The organism is Chryseobacterium urinae (assembly GCF_030518295.1).
In the GTDB taxonomy this organism is placed as follows: Bacteria; Bacteroidota; Bacteroidia; order Flavobacteriales; family Weeksellaceae; genus Chryseobacterium; species Chryseobacterium mucoviscidosis.
Window position 1 is genome coordinate 32,390 of record NZ_JAULSJ010000016.1, and the last position, 21,222, is coordinate 53,611.

The following is a 21,222-nucleotide window of genomic DNA, read 5'->3' on the forward strand; positions in this document are numbered from 1 at the left end:
AAAGAGGCTTTTTTCAAGCCTCTTTTTTAATGTCCGAAAATATCTTTTAAACTTACTTCCCTGAAGGTTCCCATCTTATCAACCGCTTCCCTGTTCAGGTTTTCTTTTTTCCCGATAATGGCGGTGTTGAAGTGAACGGATTTTATGTAATGATCATAAAAATCTTTCAAATCTTCAAATCTCAGGCTTTCAATCTGGCGATAGATATCTTTCCTAAAATCGTGATGAATATTCAGTTTTCTTAATCTTAACGTATTGAAGAAAATATTCGTTCTCGTTACCCGTTGCGAAGCAATCTGTTTCAAAGCAGAATTTTTTGCATTTTCAAACTGTACCTTCACTTCAGGAAGCTCGGTCATCAGTTCAGTCATCGTATCCACCGCAATCTGCAATTTGTCCGGCTGCGTTCCGATGTAGGTGGTAATGTAATCCGGATGATCCAGCTCTGAATTCGCTGCGTAAGAAACGTATGCTGAATACGCTAAACTTTTGCTTTCACGGATTTCCTGAAAAACAATGGATGACAAACCGCGTCCGAAATATTCATTAAAAACATTGATTTTACCAAAATTTTCCGTGTTGACATTGCGACCTCTTCCTACCTTGCTCATTTCCATCTGAACCATATCGTAATCTGTAAAATATACATTTCCATTGGTTTCCGGTTCCGGATAGTTTTTAGGCTCCGGAATGACAAAACTTTCATTTTCAGTATATTTTCCGATGTATGAAGTGAAATTTTCAAAATTTCTTCCGTAGAAAAATATCTGATACGGATATCTGAACAGTTTTTTCATCCGGTCTGTAAAAACTTCCACACTGCTGCTTTCCAGCTCTTCTTTTGAAATAACATCCGTAAACCGTGAGAAAGGTCCCAATTTGGTATAATTCGTAAGAGCCGTCATAATTCTGCCTTTATCCTTCTTTATCGCAGCACGGTTTTCCAGAATAGTTTCTGTAAACTGTCTGTAAATTTCCTGATCCGGTTTTACTTCATACAGCCAATGCTGCAGAAGATCTATCCCTTTTTCAATGTTTTCTTCCAGACCGTTCAGCGAAATAATCAGCTGATCGTTGGTGGTTTTAAAATCATTGGTAACGCCGATTTTGAAGAATTCTTTTTTCAGATCTTCCGGAGAGAATTTTTCAGTTCCCAGATACTGAAGAACCTGTGTCGAAATGGCAAGATCGCGGTCATGATCACTTCCGAACGGAAAAATAAAATGAACCTGCGCAATATCGTTGTATTTATTTTTAACGAAACTTATGGTCTTGCCTTTCACAACATCCTTCTGAATTTCCTTTTCATAATCCACAAATTCCGGCTGAATATCTTCTGTTTTTTCTTCCAGAATCTGTTGTAAAAATTCAGACTGGGCTTCACGGTTTATTTTCACAGGAGTAATTCCCGGATTTTCTACGCGTATTAATTTTTCGTTTACTCCTTTTTCTTTGTAAACGATCACATAATTATCTCTGAAAAACTCATTGGCAAAGGCGATAACCTCTTCTTTTGTCAGTTTTTCATACTGATCCATTTCATTCAGTTCCTGTTCCCACGTTCTTCCTTTGATGTACGTATCGTAAAGGTTTGTTGCCAATCCGTCTGCGGTTTCCAGCGCTTTCATCCTCTGGATTTTAAAATCATTGATGATGGCAGGAAGCATCCAGTCCGGAAATTCTCCTTTTTTAACCAGTTCGATCTGCTCCAGAACCAAATCTCTGGCTTCATCCAAAGTCTGCGATTCCTTCGGAACGGCAACGATGGAAAAATATCCGTACTGTTTCAGACCTACTGAATACGCCTGTCCCCACAATAATTTTTGAGTCTGATTGATATTTAGATCCAGCAATCCTGCTTCTCCTCTATTGCTAAGAATATTTACCACTACATCTGCCAACATCGCTTCTTTTGTGCCGTAACTTTCCGTTCTCCACGCCAATTGTACTCTCGGCGTTGTGGGACTTTTTACCGTTCGTTTTATAATTTCCGTAATCGGTTTTTCGATAATGGGCGTTTTTTTCGGAAGCTCTCTGTATGGAATGGTTCCGAAATATTGGTCAACAAGCTGAATCGTATCTTCAAAATCAAGATCTCCCACCAAAACCATAGCATAATTGTTCGGAACATAATATTCATCAAAATATTTATGAATCGCCTTCATGGAAGGATTTTTCAGATGTTCTGCCTTTCCTAAAGTCGTTTGCTGTCCGTTGGGATGCGTAGGAAAAAGAGCATCCATCAGTTCATAATTCACCAGACGCGAATCGTTATCCTGTGCTCTGTTGAATTCTTCATAAACAGATTCCAGTTCGGTATGAAAAAGCCTTAAAGCCAATTCAGAAAAACGTTCTTTCTCTATTTTCAGCCATTTTTCAAGCTCATTGTTCGGAACATTATTTTTGTAAACCGTTTCATCGAACCATGTATGCGCGTTGGTTCCGCTTGCGCCTAAAGAAGAAATTGCCTTATCATATTCATTCGCAATGGCATACTGACTGGCTTCCTGAGAAACTTCATCTATTTTGCGGTAAATTTCTTTCTTTTTTTCAGGATCATTTTCAGCTTTATGCTGTTCGTATAAATCTGAAATCTGATCTAATAATTCACTTTCCTTTTCCCAGTTTTGAGTTCCTAATTTAGAGGTTCCTTTAAACATCATGTGTTCCAGATAATGTGCTAAACCTGTATTATCAGAAGGATCGTTATTGCTTCCGGTTCTCACAGGAATATAGGTCTGGATTCTCGGAGCATCGGAATTTTGGGCAAGAAAAACCTTTAAACCATTTTTTAAAGTGTAAATTCTTACTCCATTTTCGTCATTGGAAACCGTGATATATTCGTAGTTATTTTTATCTGTATGAATTTCTTCCCTGAATTTTTTATCAATCATAAACTTCATTTTTCACCCTTAAAAATAGAATGAATACAAATGTAAGCAATCAAAAAAGAATCCTTCCATTTTATAAATATTAAAATCTATGATTAAGATTCGCATTTTATATTTAAGTTTGCATCAGTTTTCCAAATTACAACACCATGCAAGGAAACATCCTCATCATTGATGACGAGATCAAGCTCCTGAAACTATTAGGAATGATCCTTTCCCAAGAAAATTTTAACGTAAAAGAAGCTTCCACTGCACGTTCTGCGATGACGATGCTCGAACAGTATGAATTTGATGTCGTGCTGAGCGATGTTCGGCTTCCCGATGCTTTCGGAGTAGATTTAGTAAAATCCATCAAAACCAAATATCCTCATCTGGAAATTATTCTGATGACGGCTTTCGGAAATATTACGGACGCAGTTCAGGCAATGAAAAACGGCGCCTACGATTATTTGGTGAAAGGTGATGATAATGATAAAATTATTCCGCTGGTTTATAAATCTCTGGAAAAAGCGAAAGATAACAAATCGAAAATCATTCAGAAGAGTTCTTCTTCAAAAGGTTTTGAAACGATTATCGGAAATTCACCCTCCATTATTCAGGCAAAAAAACTGGCAGAAAAAGTAGCATTAACGGATGCAACCGTTCTTCTGACGGGTGAAACAGGAACCGGAAAGGAAGTTTTTGCGAATGCCATTCATGAAGGCAGCGACAGAAAGAAAAATAATTTTGTAGCCATCAACTGTTCCGCTTTCAGCAAAGAAATTCTGGAAAGCGAACTTTTCGGGCATAAAGCCGGAGCTTTTACAGGAGCAGTAAAAGATAAAAAAGGACTGGTGGAAGAAGCCAATGGCGGAACTTTATTTCTGGATGAAATCGGAGAAATGCCGATCGAACTTCAGGCAAAACTGCTTCGCGTACTGGAAACCAAAGAATTTATCAAAATGGGAGAAACGAAGGTTTCCAGATCGGATTTCCGGCTGATTGCCGCAACAAACCGTGATCTGGAGGAAGAAATAAAGCAGGGAAACTTCCGTGAGGATCTTTATTTCCGACTGAATATCTTTGAAATCAGGCTTCCGTCGCTTCGCGAGAGAAAAGAGGATCTGAAAGCTCTGGCTAAAAATTTTGTGAATGTTTTTTCTCAAAAACTTCATATCTCCAATATTGAAATCTCTCCGGAATATTATAAAACATTGGAAAAAAACGACTGGAAAGGAAACATACGGGAACTTCGAAACACCGTAGAAAGAAGCTTAATTCTAATGAACGACCATATCCTTGATGCAGAAAGTCTTCCTCGTTACTCTGAAAAAGTTTCTTCTGAAAACGATTCTTTCAGCATAAAATCTCTGGAAAAGGAGCACATTCAGAAAGTGCTTCAATACACCAAAGGAAACAAGGCAGAAGCAGCGAGATTACTGGAAATCGGGATTGCTACCTTATACCGCAAACTGGAAGAATATCATTTGAGATAAATGTTAATTAAAATCCACGCTGTAGATACTGGAGCATTTTATTTAAAACAATAAATAATTGATTATCATTTAATTATAATTAATTTTAAATACATTAAGAATTAAACCATTAAGTTTTAGTTTAGAAGTTAAGATTATATAAGAGAAGCTTCGCTTTAAGCTAAAAAATGCCTTCAAAAATATAAAGGAACATAGTTTTAGTCTGTTTTTTTTAAGAAAGAACTTAATTGGTTAAAAAAATAAAACCTATCATTTTAATAACGAGCCTATCATTTTGATAGGCTTTTCTGTATTTTGGCACATGATGAAATATAAACAAAGCGCTCATTTTCAATTAATTAAATTAATCTAAACAACAATGGAACTTCTTTTGGCATTGTCAGTCTGAATAAAATATTTATAAAATGACAATTTCAAGAAAAACGTTCAGAGAACGGGAGCGCTCAAAACTGAGTCTGCTGATGGTATCTTACGTAGTATTTACTTTATTAACCTTAATTGTTGCCGTATGATGTTGATAGTTTTAATTCTTCTCAGCGCCTTATTATTCTGGATCTCTTACAAATCCGTTGAATTTTTTGATAAAATATAAAAATTATGTGGAGTTTATTTTTCCTATCCGTTATCGCCTTTGTGTACATCTGCTATGTATTAATAAAACCTGAAAAATTTTAACCAAAAATAATGAACACAGAAATTTTAGGCATTATTGCCATGTTCACGATTACCTTAGTGATTGGTATTTTTCTCGGAAAATATATTGCTAATGTATACGGCTACAAAAAAACCTTTTTAGACAAAATTTTTCAGCCCGCTGAAAATCTGATCTATAAAATCTCAGGCATCAATCCGAACCGTCAAATGACCTGGAAACAGAATATGTCTGCGATGTTAACCATCAATTTTGTATGGTTTATTCTTGCCTTTTTTATCTTGCTGAATCAATCCTGGCTCCCTTTGAATCCGGACGGAAATCTGGATATGTCGCCGGATTTAGCCTTCAATACCGCCATCTCTTTTTTAGTCAACTGTAATTTGCAGCACTATTCCGGAGAAACGGGAGTCAGCTATTTCAGTCAGTTGTATTTAATGTTCTTACAGTTTGTCTCTGCTGCGACAGGAATGGCTGCAATGGCAGTTCTATTCAAAGCTTTCAGAGATAAAACGACAACTGAACTGGGGAATTTTTACGATTTCTTCACCAAATCTGTGATCCGTATTTTATTGCCTTTAAGCATTGTGGTTGCTTTCATCCTTTCATCCAACGGAAGTCCGATGACTTTCGAAGGAAAAGACCATATTACCACTCTGGAAGGAGCCAAAATGGATGTTTCACGAGGTCCGGTTTCGGCTTTTGTTGCTATCAAACATCTGGGAACAAACGGAGGAGGGTTTTTCGGAGCTAACTCAGCGCATCCGTTAGAAAACCCGAATTATACGACCAATATGACAGAAATGATTGTTCAGATGATTATTCCATTCGCTTTGGTTTTTGCTTTAGGATTTTATTTGAAGAAAAGAAAACTTTCCTGGACGATTTTTGCTGTCATGACGATTGGTTTTCTGGCTTTAACCGTTCCGAACGTTATTAATGAAACCAACGGGAACCCTCTGATTACCCAAATGGGAACAGATTCTCATCTTGGAGCCATGGAAGGCAAAGAAATCCGTTTTGGAAGTGCTGCTTCAGCCTACTGGAGCATTGCTACAACCGTTATTTCAACAGGATCTGTAAACGGCATGCATGACAGTACGATGCCGCTTTCGGGGATGAATGAGCTTCTTGCCATGATGATCAACTGTTTCTACGGCGGATGCGGTGTCGGAATTCTCAACTATTTCATTTTCATTATTCTTGCCGTATTCATCAGCGGATTAATGGTGGGAAGAACGCCTGAATTTTTAGGCAAAAAAATTGAAGCTAAAGAAATGAAGATCGCGATGATTGTGGCTTTATTCCATCCTTTTCTGATCTTGGTAGGAACAGCTTTAACGGCTTATCTGCCTGAATTCGGAGCAAAAACGCTGAATAATCCAGGTTTCCACGGCTTCAGTGAAATGCTGTACGAATTTACCTCATCATCTGCAAACAACGGTTCCGGTTTTGAAGGTTTGGGAGACAACACACCATGGTGGAACATTTCCACAGGAATTGTGCTTTTGTTATCAAGATTTATCCCGATTATCGGTCCGGTAGCAATCGCAGGATTACTGGCACAGAAAAAATATATTCCTGAAAGCTCGGGAACGCTGAAGACAGATACTGCCACTTTCGGATTTATGACGTTAGCCGTTATTCTTCTGATCGCTGCGCTGTCCTTCTTCCCTGCCCTTACTTTAGGTCCGATTGCAGAACAGCTTCAGTATTTTTCTAAATAATTAAAAATTAATTTGAACCGTTAAGGGAATTTAAGAAGATTAAGTCAGTCAAATTATTAAGTTTTAAATATTCAAAACATATTTTCTTAATTAAACTTCATTCCTTACATAAATCTTAATGCTTCAAAAAAGAAAAATTTAATTCAAAAATCAATTCAAACCATTAAGCAGATTATATAAAGAAAACTAGTCTCAATTTTCATCCATACCCAACTAATATTATCCATTTTTATTCTTTAATATTAATTTGCTTTAATGGTTGATTTTGGTTTCCAATGATATAACACTTTCAAAACAAAATGAAAAATCAATCTCAGACATTGTTTCAAAAAGATTTGGTAAACGAAGCCATCAAACAGTCTTTCGTAAAACTGAATCCGAAAATCATGTTTAAAAATCCTGTCATGTTTCTCGTAGAGATCGGAACTGTTGTCATGCTTATTGTAAGCCTGTTCAGCCTTACCGGAGACAAGTCTCAAGGCAGTTTCAGCTATAATTTTTTAGTATTCGTTATCTTATTTTTTACGGTTTTATTCGCCAATTTTGCCGAAGCTATTGCCGAAGCAAGAGGAAAAGCGCAAGCGGATACTTTACGAAAAACCCGTGAGGAAACTCCCGCAAAAGTTGTCGTAAGCAACAAACAGGGATTTCAGGTAGAAACCGTGATGAAAAAATCTGCCGAAATGAAACTGGGCGATATTTTCCTTTGCGAAGCCGGAGACCAGATCCCGATGGATGGAGAAATTATCGAAGGGCTTGCAACCATCGACGAATCTGCCATCACTGGAGAAAGCGCACCCGTTATCCGTGAAGCAGGAGGCGACAAAAGTTCCGTAACAGGCGGTACAAAAGTCCTTTCCGACAGAATAAAAGTAAAAGTAACCACCAAACCGGGAGAATCTTTCTTAGATAAAATGATTGCTCTTGTGGAAGGTGCTTCCCGACAGAAAACACCCAACGAAATCGCATTAACCATACTTTTAGCAGGTTTTACGCTTACCTTTATTATCGTAACCGTTACCCTGAAACCTTTTGCAGACTACGCGCAGACACCGATTACCATTGCGGCATTTATCTCACTTTTCGTTTGTTTGATTCCCACAACGATTGGCGGTCTGCTTTCTGCAATCGGAATCGCGGGAATGGACAGAGCTTTGAGAGCCAACGTCATCACCAAAAGTGGTAAAGCCGTTGAAACTGCGGGAGATATTGATGTACTGCTTTTGGATAAAACAGGAACCATTACCATCGGAAACCGTAAAGCAACCCAATTTCATCCTTCAAATGGAATTCAGCTTGATGAATTCATCAAAGCTTCGGCACTGAGTTCCGTTGCGGATGAAACACCTGAAGGAAAATCGATCATCGAATTAAGCCAGTTAAAATCCGAAGATTTACTTGTTCCCAATCCGGTTTATATCGATTTTACGGCTGAAACCCGAACTTCAGGAATCGATTTTGAAAACACAAGAATCCGAAAAGGAGCTTATGACACCATTAAAAAACTGACAGAAAAAGCGGGAAATATTTTCCCTTCCGAAACACAGGAAGCCGTTACCAGAATTTCCGAAAACGGAGGAACTCCTCTGGTGGTTTCTGTTAATGAAAAAGTATGGGGAGTTATCGAGCTTCAGGACATCATCAAGACCGGAATTCAGGAGCGTTTTCAGAGGTTAAGAAAAATGGGCGTGAAAACGGTAATGGTAACCGGAGACAACCCTTTAACGGCAAAATTTATCGCTGAGAAAGCCGGAGTGGACGATTTTATCGCCGAAGCAAAACCTGAAGATAAGATGAACTACATTAAAAAAGAACAGCAGGAAGGAAAACTCGTTGCCATGATGGGAGACGGAACCAACGATGCTCCCGCACTTGCACAAGCCGATGTGGGCGTAGCGATGAACAGCGGAACACAGGCAGCCAAAGAAGCAGGAAACATGGTGGATTTAGATAATGATCCTACGAAACTTATTGAAATTGTGGAAATCGGGAAACAGTTACTGATGACTCGCGGAACGTTAACAACTTTCAGTATTGCGAATGATGTTGCTAAATATTTTGCGATTATTCCGGCATTGTTCATCACGTTTATTCCGGCACTTCAGAAGCTGAATATTATGAATCTTCACAGCCCTGAATCTGCGATTTTATCTGCGATTATTTTTAACGCAATCATTATTCCGATCCTGATTCCTTTAGCTTTGAAAGGAGTTGCTTACAAACCGATCGGAGCCAGCGCATTATTGAGAAGAAATCTCTTGATCTACGGACTGGGCGGAATTATTGCCCCGTTTATTGGAATAAAACTCATCGATTTAGTTATAAGTCTTTTTTATTAGACTGGAAGTTTGAAGCTGGAAGCTGGAAATGAAACGTAAAATTTTAACTTCCGTCATCCTTTTTCCATCTTCTATCCACTCAACTCAAAAATTTAATTCAAATGAAAAATCATATTTTATCAGCATCCAGACTTACATTGGTGATGCTTGTAATTGTCGGAATATATTTAGGAATTGTCTACGCAGGTTCTAAAGTTTTACCGACTCAGGGAAATGCAGAAATTATTAATTTTAAAGGACAGAAATTTTACGCCAATATCGGACAGAATTTTACGTCTCCGAAATATTTTCACGGTCGTCCTTCTGCGGTAGATTATAATGCGGCAGGAAGTGCGGGAAGCAATAAAGGACCAAGCAACGAAGAATATCTTCAGACCGTACAGAAAAGAATTGACACTTTAAAAATGATGAATCCCGAAATGCAGAACGCAAAAGTACCTGTAGAACTGGTAACGGCAAGCGGAAGCGGACTTGATCCGGATATTTCTCCGGAAGGCGCTTTTTATCAGGTTAAAAGAGTGGCAAAAAACAGAAATATCAGTTCAGAAAAACTGGAACAACTTATCAAAAATCAAACAGAAACATCTATTTTCGGTCCGTCAAAAGTAAATGTATTGAAACTTAACATTGCTCTGGATCAGCTTAAATAAAGTAAAATTTTATGAAAAAATATATTGCGGCATTCTTACTTGCAGGATTTTTCTTACCGAAGGCACAAAACACAGACTCTGCAAAAACCGATGCCAAGCTGAAAATCTCTGCTTACGCTGAACTTTTTTACACCTATGATTTCAATGAACCTTCCGGAGGAAACCGTCAGAACTTTTTGTACAGCTACAATAGGCACAATGAAGTTAACCTCAATTTAGGCTTCATCAAAGCCAATTATGAAAACGACAGGATGCGCGCCAATCTCGCTCTGATGGCGGGAACTTATGCACAGGATAATCTGGCTGCGGAACAGGACGCTCTGAAATATGTAAATGAAGCGAATATCGGAATTAAAATTTCCAAGACAAAAAATCTGTGGATTGATGCAGGAATTATGCCGTCGCACATTGGCTGGGAAAGCGCAATTGGAAAAGATAACGTTAATCTTACCAGAAGTCTCGCCGCAGAAAATTCTCCCTATTTCGAGACCGGAGCCAAAATTTCTTACACTTCGGATAACGGAAAATGGTTTCTGAGCGGTCTTGTTTTAAACGGATGGCAGAGAATTGCAAAAGCTGAAGGAAATAAAAGTCTTTCTTTCGGGCATCAGATAACTTTTAAACCCAACGATAAGATTACACTGAACAGCAGTTCATTCATAGGAAACGATAAACCGCAGGATGATAAAAGAATGCGCTACTTCCATGATCTGTACGGAAATTTTCAGTTGACGGATCATTTTTCAACGACGTTAGGTTTTGATATCGGAGCCGAACAGAAAGAAAAAGGAAGTGAAAGCTACAATCTTTGGTATTCTCCAAACGTATTGATGAAGTATCAGTTTGACGATCAGTGGAGTCTTGCGGGACGTGTGGAATATTTCAGCGACAAAAACGGGGTTATCATCGCTACGGAAACGCCTAATGGATTTCGGACTTTCGGATATTCTTTAAATGTAGATTATCAGATCCTGAAAAATGTGGTTTTCCGTACAGAAGCCAGAGGATTTACTTCTAAAGATGCCATTTTTGTAAAAAATGACAATTTAAGCCAGGGAAATTTTTTCATCACCACCAGTTTAGCTGCCTGGTTTTAAGAGAAATTATTAAGTCTAAAGCAGGAAACCTCACAGGTTTTAAAAACCTGTGAGGTTTGTAATGACTTTGATAACGATGATAATCCTTTAAAATAAAATTAAAACAATAAAAGCCATGTCTTCTTCAGCAAAAGATTTTTTAGAACTCATCCAGAAATCCAGAAAAGGGAAATTTAAAATCTACATCGGAATGAGCGCAGGAGTAGGAAAAACCTTCCGTATGCTTCAGGAAGCGCATGCTCTTTTGCGAAACGGAATTGATGTAAAAATCGGCTACATTGAAACCCACGGAAGAGAAGAAACTGTCGCTTTAACAGACGGAATCCCAGAAATACCGAGACGGTCTTCTTTTTATAAAGGTAAAAATCTGGAAGAAATGGATCTTCAGACTATTATTAATACCCATCCCGAAGTTGTTTTGGTGGACGAACTGGCTCACACAAACATTGAAGGTTCCAAAAATAAAAAAAGATGGCAGGATGTTCTGGAAATTCTGGATAATGGAATCAACGTCATCAGTGCGATGAATATTCAGCATATTGAAAGCCTGAATGAAGAAGTAAAAAAGATCACCGGAATAGAAGTCTCGGAACGGGTTCCCGATAAAATTCTGGCTTTGGCGGATGAGGTTGTGAACATCGATTTAACCGCCGACGAACTTCTTACGCGCCTGAAAGAAGGAAAAATTTACAAAAAAGAGAAAATCCAAACGGCTTTAAGCAATTTTTTTCAGAGCGGACATATTTTGCAGCTTCGGGAACTGGCTTTAAAAGAAGTGGCAACCCATGTTGAAAGAAAGGTAGAAACGGAGATCAAAACTGAAAATTTTAAACCCATAAAATTTCTGGCGTGCATCAGCAGCAACGAGAAAATAGCCAAAAATATCATCCGGAAAACGGCAAGACTGGCAAGTTATTACAACAGTCCGTGGACCGTTCTTTACATCCAGAAACCTTCAGAGAATCCTGAAAAAATTGCACTGAACAAGCAGCGATTTCTGATTAATAATTTTAATTTAGCTCAGGAATTGGGAGCCAAGGTGATCCGGCAGAAGGAAAGCAGTATTCATAAAGGAATTCTGGACTACGTGATTGCGCATAACATCACCACCGTATGCATCGGAAAACCACACGCTCATCTTCTGCAGAGAATTTTCGGCTACAGCTGGATCTACACGTTAATGAACCGACTGAATGAAAGACAGATCGACATTATTATTTTATCTTAGAATGCAATGAAACTAAAAACGAAACTCACCCTCGGAGTAGGTCTTTTATTTGTGCTGATTGTTTTGCTATCGGTTATCGGGTCTTTTTATATCAATAAACTGAAATCTGATACGGAAAAAATTCTTATCGCCAATTACAACAGTCTGGAATTTTCTCAGAATATGCTTCTTGCTCTGGATAAAATGAAAACCGACAGCGCCGTTGCCATTAAAGATTTTAAGAAAAACAATCTTCTTCAGGAAAGAAATTTAACGGAATTCGGAGAGAAGGAAGCTACCCAGAATCTTAATCTTCATTTCAACAGCTACATCAATGATCCTTCACCGGAAAAGGAAAAGCTGATTCGTGAAGATCTGGTGAAAATCATGTCACTCAATATGAAAGGAATTGAGCGAAAAAGCGATATTGCCATTATTACGGCAGAAAATGCAACGTTCTGGATCGCCTGTCTCGGAACCATCTGTTTTTTAATTGCGATCACGCTTGTTTTTAATCTTCCTCAGACGATTGCAGAACCCATCAGTCAGCTTACGTTCAGCATCCGTCAGATCGCGAATAAAAATTATAACGAAAGGGTTCATTTCCGGGGAAGTGAAGAGTTTAATGATCTTGCGAATTCTTTCAACATCATGGCGGAAAAACTTCAGGAATATGAAAGCAGCACTTTATCTGAACAGCTTATGGATAAAAAACGGATTGAAACCCTTGTGAATAATATGCACGATGCTGTAATCGGTCTGGACGAAAATCATTTTATTTATATGATTAATGATGAGGCTCTTAAAATCACGAATCTCAATAAAGATGAAATTATCGGGAAAACGGTTCATGAAGTGGCTGTAAACAATGATCTGATAAGGGAACTTCTGAAAAATATCAATCATCCGCAGAAAGATCCTATTAAAATTGTAACCGACAATAAGGAAAATTATTTTGAGCAGGATGTAATCCCAATCAATATTACAAAAACAGGAGAAAAGGAAAAAAAATACATCGGAAAGGTTATTCTGCTGAGAAATATTACTCCTTTTAAAGAACTGGATTTTGCAAAAACCAACTTTATCGCAACCATTTCGCATGAATTAAAAACTCCTATTTCTGCCATAAAAATGGGCGTTCAGCTTTTGGAAAATCAAAAATTCGGGGAACTGAATGATCAGCAGAAAGAATTATTAAAAAGCATTAACGAAGACGGACAAAGGCTGCTTGATATTACGGGAGAACTGTTGAATTTATCCCAGGTGGAAACCGGAAATATCCGCCTGAATATCGAAAGCTGCGCTCCAAAAGAAATGGTACAGACTGCTGTAAAAAATGTGGAAAAACTGGCGGAACAGAAAAACATTTCGATCCAGACGCAGTTTCTGACGGATGAAAAGGACTTTGTTTTGGCTGATTTTGATAAAACAGTCTGGGTAATGAATAATTTTCTAAGCAATGCGATTAAACATTCTTTTCAGGATGAAAATATCCTGATTTTGGTTGAAAAAGAACATTCGGGAATTAAATTCAGCATTACCGATACCGGAAAAGGGATTGAAGAGAAATACCAGCGACAGATTTTCGACCGCTATTTTCAGGTTCCGGGAGAACATCAGAACGGAACCGGTTTAGGACTCGCAATTTCCAAAAATTTCATTGAGAAACAAAATGGAGAAATCGGCGTTAAAAGTTCTTTAAATCAGGGAAGTACTTTTTATTTTGTGTTGCCGATGGTTTAAATAAAATTTTCGTTTGAATTAGTATATTTGCGACAAAACTCTATTCATGAACATTTTTCAGAAATTTTTTTTCTTATTCTTTTTAATTATTTCAAAATTTGTTTTAGCTCAAAATGAAAATGAATTTCGTGAAGCGTTTACCTTAAAAATTGCAGTTGATTCTACTACGTTTTATCAGCAAGAAATTGCAAAATCCAAATATTTCGTTAAAGATAATATTTTACAAATTTATCCGGGTGAACATCTTTTTATTGAAACAGAAGTAAAAGATGATAAGGTACAAACGATGAAGATTGTGAAAGAAAACAAGAATCCTTTGAAAACCATAGAAATAGAATTTTCTCAGGAAGTTTCTGGCAGACAGAACAAAGGAATGACACTTTCGGTAAGTAATCCTTTTGACAAAAATTTAAATTATGATGCCATTATAAATGTTGTCGGAAAGAAAGGATGGTTTGAAACCTCTATTATTCCGATAAAACCAAAATTAAAAAATTTTGAAATGTGGCCGCAGCCAATCATTACCATTGTTCTTAATAATTGGCGATTTGATAAGTAATTTAATGATTAGAAAATATGTTTGAACTGCCTATTTATTACTTCTTTATTGCATCAATCTGTTCTGCAATCATTGTCGGTATTTATTATTTCATTCAGAAGAAAAATACCATTAAAAATTACAGACAGGAAAATTCAATTGAGCTTAAAAATATCAGCGGAACAATAATTACAGACAAAGGTTCTCTCAGTTGGGGAATGGAATTGGGTACATTTGATCTGTTGATTAACGATAATTCAATTTTTTTATTTCTGAAAAGTTTCGGTTTTATTCCGGGACGGACTACGAATTTATTTTTTTCAAATTCCAACAGAAAAAATACAAAAAGAGGTGTTTTGCTCAGAGAATATAAAATTGACCAAAAAAGCGTTAAACTTGTTTATTATCCTGATCATCTAATGAACAGAAGCTGCCAAATTATACTAAAAAATCTTTCTGAAGAACAGTTTTCCATTTTAGAAAAAACACTTGAAGGCAAAAGCCGAAGATTTTATTAATATGAAAATAGAACTTATCCCCGTTATTGAATTTTCAAATTACGATGAGGATCTGGAAATGCCTTCCGGTTCCTATTTGGAATTTTCTGATGAGTGGGAAAATTATAATATTTCCGCAAATCTAAAGACTGGTTTTTCCGAAAGTTTCAAAGCTTATTTTAAAAGTTCTTCTTTTTACAGAATAAGTGAAATTTCTGATGCAGATCTGTTGAAAATCATTTACAGAGAAATTGAAATACAGCAGACTGAAGAAAATCGCGGAATTGATGATTTGGTGTGTTCTATGGACGGCGGTTACATTTTAAAGATTAATGATGTAGACACCTATTTTCCACAATGTTGCGGAAGGCTTAAACACATTACTGAATGGGAAGATCTTGTTTCCGACGAAGGGAATCATTGTTTTTATACAGGACATCCCTCTCCGAAAGTTGAAATACAGGAACATAAGATCATTTTCGATTTTTTACATTCGATGCCCCAAGAAAGTTATGCTTATCCGGTTTCGGAGAATCAGATTGAAGTAGATAAAGAATCGTTGAGAACAGCAATTGAAAATACAGAAAAAGAACTTCAATATTTTGCTGAGCAGCTCATCAGAATTAATAAAAAAGAAAACTTGAATATTCCTGAAATTGATAAGATCTTAATTTATGGAATTGATGATTAATGACAAATCCGATTTTCAGATTCATGAAAAAAAACTCCAAATCTCTTCTTGTTATATTTCAGTAAGTACTCAGGAATATTATTAAATTATATGAAATTATGTATATTTGCTAAAGGCGGAATGAAAACAGTACTCATTCCGCCTTTAATTTAATTCGGCAATTCACAGGTTGAATTTAAGTCTCTTAAATACACTTTCTGATATGAAAAATACTATTTCTGATTTCTTAAACCTTCATACAGGGGAGGAAAATCCTAAACTGGTTCTTGAAAATGTAACGAATAATATATCCTTCAGAGGATCAAACCTGTGGATTTTAGCCTGTGCCATTTTAATTGCTTCGGTAGGATTAAATGTAAATTCTACTGCGGTAATTATCGGTGCTATGTTGATTTCGCCTTTAATGGGTCCTATTGTAGGAGCTGGTTTTGCTTTGGCAACCTTTAACTTCGGACTGTTGAAAAAATCATTAAAAAATCTTCTGATCGCTACTTTTGTAAGCCTTGCCGTTTCCGCAATTTATTTTTATTTAAGTCCGTTTAAAGAGGTACAGTCAGAACTTCTCGCAAGAACGGCTCCAACTATATATGATGTTTTAATTGCATTTTTCGGAGGAATAGTGGGTGCGATTTCTATTACAAGAGTTGAAAAAGGAAATCCTATTCCGGGAGTTGCTATTGCAACTGCTTTAATGCCTCCACTTTGTACGGTGGGTTTCGGAATTGCTACAGGAAATTTTTCGTTTGTGGCGGGAGCATTTTATCTTTATACTATTAATTGCTTTTTCATCTGTATTTCAACTTTTTTAATCATTAAATTACTGAAATATCAGGCGGTACAAACCGCAGATAAAACTGTTGAAAAAAGAATCCGCTACGGAATTTCTATTTTAATCGTAGTTATGATTGTTCCAAGCTGTTATCTTGCTTATAATTTACTGAACGAAAAAAAATATTCTCAGAATGTGGAGAAGTTTATTAACAGTGAATTTTCTAAGAACGGATATACGGTTATTTATAAAAAGGTAGATTATCATTCTAATCCGAAATCTATTGAACTGGCATTTTTAACCAAAAAGTTTGACAGTGCGGAAATTAAAAAGCTCAATAACTCGCTCAAAGACTTCGGAATCAGCAATACCAAGCTGAGTATCAAACAGAATACCTCCGATCTCAAGTCGGAAATCCTCAATGAAATCAATCTTCAGAAAACCACTTTTTCAGAAAAAGATCTGCAAATTAAGGAGCTGAAAAATGAACTGGGTGAATATAAAATGGATAATCCTGAATTAAATAAAGAAATCCAGATTCTTTTTCCTGAAGTAAAAGAGTTTGCTGTCGGAAGACTTCAAAATTTTTATACCAAAGATTCATTAAGCGTAGAAACTGCCTTTTTGTATAAGACCGATGCAAAAATAGACGAAGATAAACTAAAAGCCTGGCTGCAAAACAAGCTGAAAGTGAATAAGGTTATTTTGATGAATACAAGCGAAAAATAGACTATTTTTAACTGTTAATACAAGAGATGAAAAATAATATTGCTTTACAGTTAGTCGAAATTTGTAAAAAGCACCATCTTAAAGAAAAAGCATTCGATAGCTTTGAAAAATTATTTCATATAGAAAATGAAAATGACCCTGATTTTCTTAAAGGTTACAAGAAAGAGGAAATGAAGATCTTTTTTGGAGGACATCAATTTAATATTCACCATCATTTTTATACAAGTACCATTAATACCAAAATAATTTTTTACGATTCAGCGGATGTTGAAGCTGGTTATTGGGATCCTGTAGGTTACTATGTTTTAGAAGCCGATTTTGAAGGAGAAATCACAGACGATTATTTTGTAATAGAAAGAGAAAAACAAATTGGCGGAATTGATATTATTAAAGAGTTTTCATATGTATTCGCCAATCTTCCAACAGATTATCTGAAAAGAAATCACCTTCAGTATAATTTTGTTTCTTACCTTTCTTTAGTAGGAACTTTATTTACAAGTAAAAATTATGAAGGTTCAGGACGTTTCATTCATCGCGCATATTTTAATCTTAAAGAAACCGGTGAAGAGCATTTTGAAAAGAAATTTCTCAAAAAGTCAAAGAGATTCTTGAAAATGATGAAAAAATATTTAATTCATGAGAATTTGATTTCTGAAAAACTACAATCAGACTTTCAGAAACTTGACTAATAATAATTACACACTTGAATTAAATACTGATACTCCCCTTTCAATATGCCGGAAACTTTAATCTCTTTTACCGCTTTACTGGGAATTTCAAATTTCCATTATTTTCTATTTTTCAGGAGGGAAAATAAGCAGCTGAAGCTGAAAATATATTTAACCGTACTTTTCATGATTACCATTCTGGCAAGTTTATACATCATTATTATTACTCCCGATTTCTTTGAATATAAAGGTTTGGAAAACTGCTTGTTTTTGATGATGATCAACTTTGCTGTTCCCGGCTATTTCTTAATGCTTTTCGGGATTAACACTCTCTTGGAAAACATTCCGATTATTCGTGGCTATTTTACTTTCAATGTTATACTTTGTATTTTAGTTCTGAGCTCAACAATATTATACTATTTTTTAAGTATGCTTATTTTATCAATTGATTATTGAATATCCGTTAAACAACCTATTATTATGCAATGATATGAAAATCAATCATCTATAATAGGCACTTCGACAAGCTCAGTGTGACATCTCTAATACTAAATGCTTGATTTCTAGCGATGTCAAGCTGAGCCTGTCGAAGCTTTAGGTTAATAAACGGACAATCAAATTGATTATTTCTAAAAATTTAAACCATTATAACCATGAATAATCGCCTTTTATTTATTCCCATACTTTTAACGCTTACATTCTGTGCTAAAAAAGAAACTGTTTTTACTGAGAAATTCAATGTTGGTGAAGTAGGTTTTGAATATTCGTCTGACTGGAAATTTACCAAACTACAAGGGATCGATTCTTACATTGCTTACCTTTCAAAAGATGAAGATACCATCTGGATAGAATACGGATCTTATAATCCGAAAATATACAAAGAACCTTTGAAAGATCATATTTTCATGCAAATTCCAATTGACAGTACAGAAGCTCTTTTTGAAACTTCACGAAATAATTACGGAGGTTTCGCTTCGGTTTATATTCCCATAACAGATTCTGCGCAGGGTTTATACATGAGAAATAAAAATGGAGATATTCAGCAGGTTTTGGATATTTTTAAAACATTAAAGCTGAACAATTCTGCCCGAAAGAAGCCGTTAATTATTGAGATGGAAAATTTTAAGACTAAAAGTTCTCCTCCCGGAATTGTTTTCTATGAAAATAACTGCTTGAACTGTCATTCAGAATACCGTTACATAATTGCTCCGGCTCTCGATAAAAAGTTTGTGAAATCGAAAGGAAAAGTATGGTTTGAACACTATTTATACTCCGAAAAAGAAATTTCGCGTGATGAATTTCAGACACGTTGCACCCAAATTCCCAAAAAAGATTCTGCCATTGCCAACGAAATACTTAAATATCTGTTTTAAAAATCTGCAAATATTATTCTACCTTTGATCTTTATTACATTTAAAATTAGAAAAGCAAATGACTACAGACACATTAGACTTTTGGGTAGGAAATTTCAAAAGCGTGGAAGATTTTTATGAATTTGTGGAAGAAGATGAAAACTTTTATCTTGAAGAAGATTCTGATGATGTTTTTATTTCAAAATTTGCAGAATCTCAGGATACGATTTGGCTGGATCACGATTTTGTAGAATATGGCTATGAAGACGGAAACAGAACCATTTACGAAAAATTTGCAGACTATTCTTTTGCCGAACAGTGGCTCCCGATTTTAATCAACAGGCTCAACGAACTGAATCTTGATTTTGATATCAATTCCATTATTTTCCTGAATAAACAGATTCCGAAACCCACTTCCGTAGAAACAGATTTTTTCTCTCTGGTTTACATCGGAGGAATTGAATATTCTGCGTAAAATATTTAAAAACTTATAACCTTTTTCAAATTATTAATGAACATTTATTCTGTTCTTCAGATTGGCGATTACCACATTAATCATTGCGAAGATTTTCTCATCACAAAGAAAATAGGGAGCAATAAGATTCTTTGTGCTGTAATGGATTGATGTTCAACTGCTATGGAAAGTCAGTTTGCTTCCGCACTATTTGGGAAGATCCTGCGTAAAATTTGCATTGAAAAAGGTTATAAAGAATTATACGAACCGGATAAAAATTCTGATCCCGAAGAAGATTTAAAAGCTGTTTTAAAAGATTTGTTTAAAGAACTTACAACCGTCAAAAATCTTTTGATGCTTGATGAAAAAGAACTTCTTACAACATTGATTATTCTTCTTTACGACACCAAAAAGGACGAAGGAATTATCATGTGTATCGGAGACGGTTTAGTGTGTATCAATGGAAAAACAACAGAATTTGAAAGAGACAACAAACCGGATTATCTTACCTATCATTTGAAAGAAGATTTCGAAGAATGGTACGGCAATCAGACTCAGAAAATACGATTCAGTAAGCTTGAAGATGTTTCTATTGCTACAGATGGAATTTCATCTTTCATCCCAATTAAAAAGACAGATCACAACGAAAAAATCAATCCGAAAGACTATCTTCTCTATGATAAAAGCAATGTTGAATCTGAAGAAATGCTTTCCCTCAAATTAAAAAAACTTGAACATCATTACGGAATGAAACCTACTGATGATCTTGCCATCATAAGAATTATAAAGTAAATTTTATTTTCAATATAATAGATTAAGTTTTTGTTTTTATCATGTTTATGAGCAGAAATGATTTTTCTTACATTTGCTTTATCATAACTTAATAAGATGATTTCTAAAAAGTTACTTCGCATCAATATAGCTGTTTTATTCCTGCTTATCGTTGTTTATACTTTAGGAAATTATCTTATCCTTTATCCGATGAAGTTTGATTTCCTGACCGTTATTTCGGAAAGTCAGCCGCATTATCTTCTTTTTATTATTGCTTTTTTTATTCTTATTTCATGGTTAATAAGCCATGTCAGAATTAAGAATTTAAATCCTAAAAACAGATTTCTTCTGGCTTTCACCATTTTGTGCGGAATAATGCTTTTATGGATAGGTTATTATAATATCTAAGCACTTTCTTTAATACCCGAAAGTCGATTACGAAAAGTGAAAATGAATACATTCAACAGGCAAAAGAAGATATTAAAAATGATCAGGTTACTTTTAGATTTACCGGAGGATTTGAATTATCAAACAATGACCGGAAAATGGATGTAAAAATTGACAGCATTCAAAAAAAGTATGGAATTAAAAGTGAAAATACAGGTTGTACCATAGACGAAATTGATAGTAAAGCTCAGGAAAAATATATCGAAACAGTAAAGCCGTACTTAGAAAAAAGGAATGGAAAAGGCTGGGAAAGTAAAATGCAGAATGAAATCAACAAACTGAAATTAACCGAATTATCTACTCAAAAATAATTTTCATTAATAATCTAGTTTCTAAGAAAAAAATTGCTAAATTTAAAACAAACTAACAATCAGCTATTTAAATTGATTTTAATAACCTTAAAAACTATAAACATGAAATTATCTCAACATCGGTTATCTGAAAATTCAGGATAAATTATTTCTTTTTTATCGTCATTCAGTATGGATTTTTAATTCATCTTTTCATCTAATTTTTACTTCTTTA

Annotated in this window: 19 protein-coding genes; 18 read left to right on the forward strand and 1 reads right to left on the reverse strand. The window is 35.6% G+C overall.

What is annotated here, in order from left to right; translation table 11 throughout:
• Positions 1-26 precede the first annotated feature (26 nt).
• Positions 27-2,894, reverse strand: coding sequence for a M16 family metallopeptidase (locus QWT87_RS11705; RefSeq protein ID WP_302716238.1), 2,868 nt, complete (start codon positions 2,892-2,894; stop codon positions 27-29).
• 146 nt (positions 2,895-3,040) lie between these two features.
• Here QWT87_RS11705 and QWT87_RS11710 point away from each other — a divergent pair, with 146 nt between their 5' ends.
• From QWT87_RS11710 to QWT87_RS11795, 18 genes are all read left to right on the forward strand, one after another.
• Positions 3,041-4,366, forward strand: coding sequence for a sigma-54-dependent transcriptional regulator (locus QWT87_RS11710; protein ID WP_302716239.1), 1,326 nt, complete (start codon positions 3,041-3,043; stop codon positions 4,364-4,366).
• 684 nt (positions 4,367-5,050) lie between these two features.
• Positions 5,051-6,745: a potassium-transporting ATPase subunit KdpA gene (kdpA, locus tag QWT87_RS11715; RefSeq protein WP_302716240.1), complete on the forward strand. Its 1,695-nt coding sequence runs from the start codon at positions 5,051-5,053 to the stop codon at positions 6,743-6,745.
• A 299-nt stretch (positions 6,746-7,044) separates the two neighbouring features.
• Complete coding sequence (gene kdpB / locus QWT87_RS11720) at positions 7,045-9,084, forward strand: potassium-transporting ATPase subunit KdpB (protein WP_268053280.1); 2,040 nt, start codon at positions 7,045-7,047, stop codon at positions 9,082-9,084.
• A gap of 101 nt (positions 9,085-9,185) precedes the next feature.
• A complete protein-coding gene (gene kdpC / locus QWT87_RS11725) occupies positions 9,186-9,734 on the forward strand; it encodes a K(+)-transporting ATPase subunit C (RefSeq protein ID WP_302716241.1) in 549 nt (182 codons plus the stop codon).
• Positions 9,735-9,745: 11 nt separating this feature from the next.
• Positions 9,746-10,831, forward strand: coding sequence for a porin (locus QWT87_RS11730; RefSeq protein WP_302716242.1), 1,086 nt, complete (start codon positions 9,746-9,748; stop codon positions 10,829-10,831).
• 115 nt (positions 10,832-10,946) lie between these two features.
• The gene (locus QWT87_RS11735; protein ID WP_087706811.1) at positions 10,947-12,059 is read left to right on the forward strand and encodes a histidine kinase; all 1,113 of its coding nucleotides are present in this window, start codon (positions 10,947-10,949) and stop codon (positions 12,057-12,059) included.
• Between the two features lie 6 nt (positions 12,060-12,065).
• Positions 12,066-13,781, forward strand: coding sequence for a HAMP domain-containing sensor histidine kinase (locus tag QWT87_RS11740; protein ID WP_214588832.1), 1,716 nt, complete (start codon positions 12,066-12,068; stop codon positions 13,779-13,781).
• 46 nt (positions 13,782-13,827) lie between these two features.
• Complete coding sequence (locus QWT87_RS11745) at positions 13,828-14,340, forward strand: hypothetical protein (protein WP_302716243.1); 513 nt, start codon at positions 13,828-13,830, stop codon at positions 14,338-14,340.
• Between the two features lie 17 nt (positions 14,341-14,357).
• Positions 14,358-14,837, forward strand: a complete 480-nt coding sequence (locus QWT87_RS11750; RefSeq protein WP_302716244.1) for a hypothetical protein — start codon at positions 14,358-14,360, stop codon at positions 14,835-14,837.
• 1 nt (position 14,838) lies between these two features.
• A complete protein-coding gene (locus QWT87_RS11755; protein ID WP_302716245.1) occupies positions 14,839-15,507 on the forward strand; it encodes a hypothetical protein in 669 nt (222 codons plus the stop codon).
• Between the two features lie 202 nt (positions 15,508-15,709).
• Complete coding sequence (locus QWT87_RS11760; RefSeq protein ID WP_302716246.1) at positions 15,710-17,005, forward strand: DUF389 domain-containing protein; 1,296 nt, start codon at positions 15,710-15,712, stop codon at positions 17,003-17,005.
• A 26-nt stretch (positions 17,006-17,031) separates the two neighbouring features.
• Positions 17,032-17,694: a hypothetical protein gene (locus QWT87_RS11765; RefSeq protein WP_302716247.1), complete on the forward strand. Its 663-nt coding sequence runs from the start codon at positions 17,032-17,034 to the stop codon at positions 17,692-17,694.
• A gap of 45 nt (positions 17,695-17,739) precedes the next feature.
• Positions 17,740-18,129, forward strand: a complete 390-nt coding sequence (locus QWT87_RS11770) for a hypothetical protein (RefSeq protein WP_302716248.1) — start codon at positions 17,740-17,742, stop codon at positions 18,127-18,129.
• Between the two features lie 197 nt (positions 18,130-18,326).
• Positions 18,327-19,046, forward strand: a complete 720-nt coding sequence (locus tag QWT87_RS11775; protein ID WP_302716249.1) for a hypothetical protein — start codon at positions 18,327-18,329, stop codon at positions 19,044-19,046.
• A 58-nt stretch (positions 19,047-19,104) separates the two neighbouring features.
• Positions 19,105-19,500 carry an immunity 22 family protein gene (locus QWT87_RS11780; protein WP_302716250.1) on the forward strand — a complete coding sequence of 132 codons (396 nt, stop codon included), beginning with the start codon at positions 19,105-19,107 and terminating at the stop codon, positions 19,498-19,500.
• Positions 19,501-19,662: 162 nt separating this feature from the next.
• Positions 19,663-20,271, forward strand: coding sequence for a protein phosphatase 2C domain-containing protein (locus tag QWT87_RS11785; protein ID WP_302716251.1), 609 nt, complete (start codon positions 19,663-19,665; stop codon positions 20,269-20,271).
• Between the two features lie 96 nt (positions 20,272-20,367).
• On the forward strand, positions 20,368-20,658 hold the full coding sequence (locus QWT87_RS11790; protein WP_302716252.1) for a hypothetical protein: 291 nt from the start codon (positions 20,368-20,370) through the stop codon (positions 20,656-20,658).
• A gap of 71 nt (positions 20,659-20,729) precedes the next feature.
• A complete protein-coding gene (locus QWT87_RS11795; protein WP_456237185.1) occupies positions 20,730-21,008 on the forward strand; it encodes an FEKKY domain-containing protein in 279 nt (92 codons plus the stop codon).
• The last annotated feature ends 214 nt before the right edge of the window (positions 21,009-21,222 follow it).

Excerpts from the sequence above, each read along its gene's own strand:
- kdpA (WP_302716240.1), top strand. The coding sequence starts at position 5,051 with ATGAACACAGAAATTTTAGGCATTATTGCCATGTTCACGATTACCTTA.
- kdpB (WP_268053280.1), top strand. The coding sequence starts at position 7,045 with ATGAAAAATCAATCTCAGACATTGTTTCAAAAAGATTTGGTAAACGAA.
- QWT87_RS11740 (WP_214588832.1), top strand. The coding sequence starts at position 12,066 with ATGAAACTAAAAACGAAACTCACCCTCGGAGTAGGTCTTTTATTTGTG.
- QWT87_RS11770 (WP_302716248.1), top strand. The coding sequence starts at position 17,740 with ATGCCGGAAACTTTAATCTCTTTTACCGCTTTACTGGGAATTTCAAAT.
- QWT87_RS11730 (WP_302716242.1), top strand. The coding sequence starts at position 9,746 with ATGAAAAAATATATTGCGGCATTCTTACTTGCAGGATTTTTCTTACCG.
- QWT87_RS11775 (WP_302716249.1), top strand. The coding sequence starts at position 18,327 with ATGAATAATCGCCTTTTATTTATTCCCATACTTTTAACGCTTACATTC.
- QWT87_RS11785 (WP_302716251.1), top strand. The coding sequence starts at position 19,663 with ATGGAAAGTCAGTTTGCTTCCGCACTATTTGGGAAGATCCTGCGTAAA.
- QWT87_RS11735 (WP_087706811.1), top strand. The coding sequence starts at position 10,947 with ATGTCTTCTTCAGCAAAAGATTTTTTAGAACTCATCCAGAAATCCAGA.
- QWT87_RS11790 (WP_302716252.1), top strand. The coding sequence starts at position 20,368 with ATGATTTCTAAAAAGTTACTTCGCATCAATATAGCTGTTTTATTCCTG.
- kdpC (WP_302716241.1), top strand. The coding sequence starts at position 9,186 with ATGAAAAATCATATTTTATCAGCATCCAGACTTACATTGGTGATGCTT.
- QWT87_RS11745 (WP_302716243.1), top strand. The coding sequence starts at position 13,828 with ATGAACATTTTTCAGAAATTTTTTTTCTTATTCTTTTTAATTATTTCA.
- QWT87_RS11755 (WP_302716245.1), top strand. The coding sequence starts at position 14,839 with ATGAAAATAGAACTTATCCCCGTTATTGAATTTTCAAATTACGATGAG.
- QWT87_RS11750 (WP_302716244.1), top strand. The coding sequence starts at position 14,358 with ATGTTTGAACTGCCTATTTATTACTTCTTTATTGCATCAATCTGTTCT.
- QWT87_RS11760 (WP_302716246.1), top strand. The coding sequence starts at position 15,710 with ATGAAAAATACTATTTCTGATTTCTTAAACCTTCATACAGGGGAGGAA.
- QWT87_RS11705 (WP_302716238.1), bottom strand. The coding sequence starts at position 2,894 with ATGATTGATAAAAAATTCAGGGAAGAAATTCATACAGATAAAAATAAC.
- QWT87_RS11780 (WP_302716250.1), top strand. The coding sequence starts at position 19,105 with ATGACTACAGACACATTAGACTTTTGGGTAGGAAATTTCAAAAGCGTG.
- QWT87_RS11765 (WP_302716247.1), top strand. The coding sequence starts at position 17,032 with ATGAAAAATAATATTGCTTTACAGTTAGTCGAAATTTGTAAAAAGCAC.
- QWT87_RS11710 (WP_302716239.1), top strand. The coding sequence starts at position 3,041 with ATGCAAGGAAACATCCTCATCATTGATGACGAGATCAAGCTCCTGAAA.